Consider the following 6,114-nt stretch of genomic DNA (forward strand, 5'->3'; position numbering starts at 1 on the left):
GATAAGATTTATGTGAAAGCGAGGCGATGAGTGTGCTAATGAATACATCGGAATATCTTTCTATTATTGAAAATATCAAGAGTGAAATCAGGTCTGCACAGTACCGCGCAGCAGTTCATGTGAATGCAGATATGCTGCTTCTTTATTATGACATCGGTTGCGTGATTAATGAACATAAATCATGGGGAAATAAGTTTATTGATAATCTTGCCACTGATATTCGGCTTGCTTTTCCAGAGAGTAAGGGATATTCCGTTCGAAATTTGAAGTATATGGCAAAATTTGCCGAGACTTATCCAGATCGGGAATTTGTGCAGACGGTGTCTGCACAAATTCCATGGTCCCATAATATTGCAATTCTGGAAAAAGTTAAAGATCCAGAACAGCGTATATGGTATATTGAAAAAACGGCTGAGAATGGGTGGTCCCACAGTGTTCTGATTCATCAAATTGAAAGTGGATTATATCAGCGGCAGGTTCTGGCAAATAAAGTTACAAATTTTGAACATCGCCTACCATCTCCACAGAGTGAGCTTGCGGTGCAGACTATGAAAGACCCATATGTGTTTGATTTCATTCCTTTTCGGGAAGATATGCTCGAACGGGATATTGAGCAGGCTCTGGTTCGGGATGTCACAAAGCTTCTCTTAGAGCTTGGAACAGGATTTGCGTTTCTGGGAAATCAGTATCACTTGAATGTAGGTGGTGAGGATTTTTACATTGATTTGCTGTTCTATAACCTGAATTTGCGCTGTTATGTGGTTATCGAATTGAAAACCGGTGACTTCAAGCCTGAATATGCCGGTCAGCTAAATTTCTACCTTTCAGCCGTGGACGGCATTTTGAAGAAAGAACAGGATAATCCGTCCATTGGATTGCTTCTGTGTAAAAGTAAGAACAATGTAGTTGCAGAATATTCGCTCAAGGATATTTCAAAGCCTATTGGGGTAAGCGAATACAAAATAACCAGCAGCCTACCGGATGATCTGGAAAAGCAGTTGCCGTCTGTTGAGGATATTCAGAAACGAATTAAGTAAATTTGGTTTCAGAATTTGAAATTGTGTTGCTGCAATTCAGATGACTTTATATTACAGTATTATTTTTTTGAGATATAACTTCCGATAATTTTGGATTATGAGAAGTTTTCATGTAAGACAATACTATGGAAGGAGGATATACAAATGAGTACCGTTATACCAAAGAGTAAAATGTCTGAAGAAGATATTAAATTACAGTATATTACCCCTGCAATTATTGCAAAATGGGACAGGGGAAAGATTGCTATGGAAAAATCGGCACAGATTACAGAGGGTAAAATTAACTTAAAGGGAAATCTGGTATTTCGTGAAAAGCCGAAGCGAGCAGATTATATTTTATATTTAAATGCAAACAATCCGATTGCCATTGTTGAAGCGAAAGACAATAAACATAGTATTTCGTATGGTTTGCAGCAGGCAATGACCTATGCAAAGATGCTTGACCTTCCGTTTGCATACAGTTCAAATGGAGATGGCTTTGCGGAGCATGATTTTCTTACAGGGAAAGAACGTCAGTTTAAATTGGATGAATTTCCGACGGAAGCAGAACTGATTACTCGTTTTAAAGAGGAATCAGGAATGACACCGACACAGGAAGCGGTAATTGAACAGCCTTATTACAGTAGCCAAAATACATATCCACCTCGTTACTATCAGCGCATTGCCATTAACCGAACTGTAGATGCTATTGCAAAGGGACAGAATCGCCTGCTTCTTGTTATGGCCACTGGTACAGGGAAAACTTATACAGCATTCCAGATTGTTTATCGTATGTTGCAAAGTGGATTAAAACGGAAGATTTTGTACCTTGCTGATCGCAATATTCTTGTGGATCAGTCTATTCAGCAGGATTTTGCTCCGTTGGAAAAAGTGATTCACAAGATCAATGTGTCTAAAGATGATAAAAATACCATTACTTCTCATGAAGTATATTTCTCTTTGTATCAGCAGTTAGTTGGTGATGATGATAAGGAACATTTCAGTGAGCTTTTTACACCGGAGTTCTTTGATCTCATCATTGTGGATGAATGTCATCGTGGTTCTGCCAAAGAAGAGAGTCGCTGGCGCAGAATTTTGGAATATTTCAGTTCGGCTACACAGATTGGAATGACTGCTACCCCAAAGGAAACTAAGTATATTTCCAATCTCAGCTATTTTGGCGAACCTGTTTATATGTATAGCCTGAAAGAAGGCATCGAAGATGGTTTCCTTGCACCGTTTAAGGTTATCAATATTATGACGGATATTGGGGAAGGATGGAGACCTCGTAAGGGTCAGAGAGATATCTATGGAAATGAAATAGAAGATCGCATTTATACAAACAGTGATTATGATTATAATATTATTATTGAAGACCGTATTCAACAGGTTGCATCTGAGATTACCAGTTATCTGAAAAGCACGGATAGAATGGCGAAAACGATTGTATTTTGCGCAACAGAAGATGCTGCTGAACGTATGCGTCAGGCATTGGTTAATCTGAACGCTGATATGGTAAAAGAAAATCCGGATTATGTTGTGCGCATTACCGGAAGTGATGATTATGGTAAAAAGAAGTTGAAATATTTTATTTCTGTTTCTGAATCATATCCGGTTATTGCAACTACATCAAAACTTTTATCTACCGGTGCAGACTGTAAGATGACAAAGCTGATTGTTTTGGATGAAATGATTGGTTCCATGACAGAATTTAAGCAAATTATCGGTCGTGGCACCAGACTGCGTGAAAAAGAAGGAAAAACATATTTTGTTGTTATGGATTTCCGCAATGTTACCAGATTATTTGCTGATCCTGACTGGGATGGCCCGATTATGATTGATCCTGGATTCATTCCAGGCAGACAGACAACGCCACCGACTTCGGGATCGGATGATCCACCTGGTCCGATTGATCCACCGGAACTTGGAAATCCAAAGCCTGTTGTCAGCCGTGATGGATGCAAGGTGGAAATTATTCATAAAACGGTATCTGTATATGATGTAAATGGAAAATTACTTCGACAGGAAAGTATTGTAGATTATACAAAGGAAAATATCCGTGGAGAATATGCATCTTTGGATAATTTCATTCGTCACTGGTCAAAGGAAGAAAAGAAAGAAAAAATCAGGGAAATGTTGCTGGAGCGTGGCATTGATCTTGAATTGATGAAATCAGAGCAGAATATGTCAGATGTGGATGATTTTGATTTTATCTGCCATGTAGCGTTTGACAAGAAACCGTTGACCCGTAAAGAGCGAGCCAATAATGTCAAGAAAAAGGATTTTTTCAGCAAATACAGTGGTATTGCAAGAGAAGTGCTGGAAAGTCTTCTTGATAAGTATATGAACACTGGAATTTATGAAATTGAAAAAACAGAAATTTTAAAACTTGATCCGTTTCAGAAACTCGGAAAACCTGCAAAGATTGCCGGATATTTTGGAGGTAAAGCCGGTTATATGCAGGCGGTTAAAGAACTTGAAGAAGCAATTTATGCAGATGAAGCGGTATAAATTGTGGGAAAACAAAAAATTAAGGCGGTATAGAAGATGAGTAATTTATCGGGATTTGTAAAAAGACTTCGTGACATTATGCGAAATGATGCCGGTATCAATGGTGATGCCCAGCGTATTGAGCAGATTGCGTGGATGTTTTTTTTGAAAGTGTATGATGCAAAAGAGCAGGACTGGGATATGGAGGAAAAAGATTATGTTTCTATTATTCCAGAAGAGTGCCGCTGGCAGAACTGGGCTGTTGATGACCATACAGGGACTGCTTTAACAGGTGATAAACTGTTAAACTTTGTGAATAACACACTGTTTCCTGTATTAAAGGGAAATGATATCAAGGATGGGAATGGAAAAATAATCATTCAGGGTGTCAAAGTTGATTCATCAACTCCAATAAAGAAAGCCATTGTACAAACTACTTTTGCTGATGCAAATCAGTATATGAAGGATGGAGTTTTACTTCGTCAGGTTATCAATGTTATAGATAATCTTGATCTTGGAGATTATGAAGAAAGTCATGCTTTTGGCGAGATTTATGAAACCATTTTGAAGGAATTGCAAAGTGCCGGTTCCTCCGGAGAATTTTATACACCTCGTGCTGTGACTGATTTTATGGCAAAAATGATTGAACCTCAGATTGGCGAACAGGTTGCTGATTTTGCATGTGGTACGGGTGGCTTTCTTACGAGCTGGCTAAAAGAACTCTCTAAAAAAGTGGTAACAACCGGAGATCAGAAAGCTTATGATAGTTCTATTTACGGTATTGAGAAAAAACAGTTTCCGTATATGTTGTGTATTACAAATATGTTGTTGCACGGCATTGATGTACCAAAGATTTACCATGATAACTCTCTGCTAAAGGATGTTCTGGATTACACTGTTGATGATCAGTTTGATGTTATTCTGATGAATCCACCTTATGGTGGTAATGAGAAAACGGAAGTGAAAAATCATTTCCCGACTGATCTGGCAAGTAGTGAGACAGCGGATCTGTTTATGTCAGTTATTATGTATCGACTGAAAAAGAATGGTCGTGCAGCAGTTATTTTGCCTGATGGATTTCTGTTTGGTACAGATAATGCCAAGGTTGCTATTAAGAAAAAACTTCTGTTAGAATTTAACTTGCATACTATAATTCGTATGCCGCATAGTGTATTTGCTCCATATACCTCCATTACTACCAACATTTTATTCTTCGATCATACAAAGCCGACAGAAGAAACTTGGTTCTACCGTTTGGATATGCCAGAAGGATACAAGAACTTTTCTAAGACGAAGGCAATGGAACTTAAACATTTTGAACCGGCTATTGAATGGTGGAACAATAGGGAAGAAATTAATGTAGATGGTTTTGATAAAGCAAAGAAGTATACAGTAGAAGAGATTATTGCAAGGAATTATAATATCGATCTTTGTGGGTACCCGCACGAGGAAGAAGAAATTCTGCCACCTAAAGAGCTGATTCAACAGTATCAGGAAAAAAGAGCAAGTCTGAATGCAGATATAGATCGTATTTTGGCTCAGATTACGGAAATATTGGGAATTGATTTGGAGGAAGAGGAATGACTGGACAACAGTTGAAAAATTCAATATTACAGATGGCTGTCCAGGGTAAACTTGTTCCACAAGACCCAAATGATGAACCTGCGTCTGTATTGTTGGAGAGAATAAGAAAAGAAAAAGAACAGCTTATTAAAGATGGAAAAATCAAAAAAGAAAAGAACCCTTCTTATATCTTCCGTGGTGCCGATAACTTGCCTTATGAGAAAGTCGGCAAGAATGAGCCTGTGTGCATAGCGGATGATGTGCCATTTGAGATTCCAGAAAGCTGGGAGTGGGTACGTTGGGGAACATTATCCAAATCAATTCAGTATGGTTATAATGCACCTGCAAAAGAGAATGGTCGCATAAAAATGGTACGAATTAGTGATATTCAAGATAATAGTGTTGTATGGCAAACAGTACCATATTGCGAAATTGATGAGAAAGATATAGACACCTATTTACTAAAACCTAACGATATTCTTTTTGCAAGAACAGGCGGTACTGTTGGTAAATCATATCTTGTAAAAATGGTTCCAGAAGATGCCATATATGCTGGGTACTTAATTAGAACAAGATACAGTGTTCTTTTATGCCCTGAATTTTTAAAATATTTTATGGAAACAGAGTTGTACTGGTCACAACTTAAAAATGGAACCATCGCCACAGCACAACCAAACTGTAACGGAAAAACTCTAGCTCATATGTTAGTTCCATTACCTCCTCAAAATGAGCAAAAACGAATCGTAAAGAAACTGGATAAGATAATTACTTATGTTGTTCAGTATAATAATGCATATAATTACACTGAAAAGCTGAATAGAGAATTTCCTGAACTACTCAAAAAATCTATTTTACAGGAAGCCATCCAGGGAAAACTTGTTCCACAAGATCCGTCAGATGAACCAGCTTCTATCCTTTTGGAACGCATTCGAGCAGAAAAAGAGCGACTGATTCAAGAAGGAAAAATCAAGCGAAATAAGCAAGAATCTATCATTTATAGACGGGATAATTCTTATTATGAAAAGTTGGATGGAATCGAGCGTTG

The 6,114-nt window shown here is 37.9% G+C and carries 4 protein-coding genes; all 4 read left to right on the forward strand.

Features of this window, described 5'->3' with window-relative positions:
- Window positions 1-38 precede the first annotated feature (38 nt).
- Window positions 39-1,037, forward strand: a complete 999-nt coding sequence (locus KQI91_RS13615) for a PDDEXK nuclease domain-containing protein (protein ID WP_216393317.1) — start codon at window positions 39-41, stop codon at window positions 1,035-1,037.
- A gap of 144 nt (window positions 1,038-1,181) precedes the next feature.
- On the forward strand, window positions 1,182-3,527 hold the full coding sequence (hsdR, locus tag KQI91_RS13620) for an EcoAI/FtnUII family type I restriction enzme subunit R (RefSeq protein WP_216393318.1): 2,346 nt from the start codon (window positions 1,182-1,184) through the stop codon (window positions 3,525-3,527).
- 36 nt (window positions 3,528-3,563) lie between these two features.
- Entirely contained in the window at window positions 3,564-5,090 is a 1,527-nt protein-coding gene (locus KQI91_RS13625; RefSeq protein ID WP_216393319.1) for a class I SAM-dependent DNA methyltransferase, read from the forward strand.
- Window positions 5,087-6,114 (forward strand): restriction endonuclease subunit S (locus KQI91_RS13630; protein WP_216393320.1); only part of this gene is annotated, 1,028 nt, incomplete at its 3' end. The genes KQI91_RS13625 and KQI91_RS13630, both read left to right, overlap by 4 nt.

It is taken from the genome of Blautia sp. MSJ-19 (genome assembly GCF_018918125.1).
Lineage (GTDB): Bacteria > Bacillota > Clostridia > Lachnospirales > Lachnospiraceae > Blautia_A.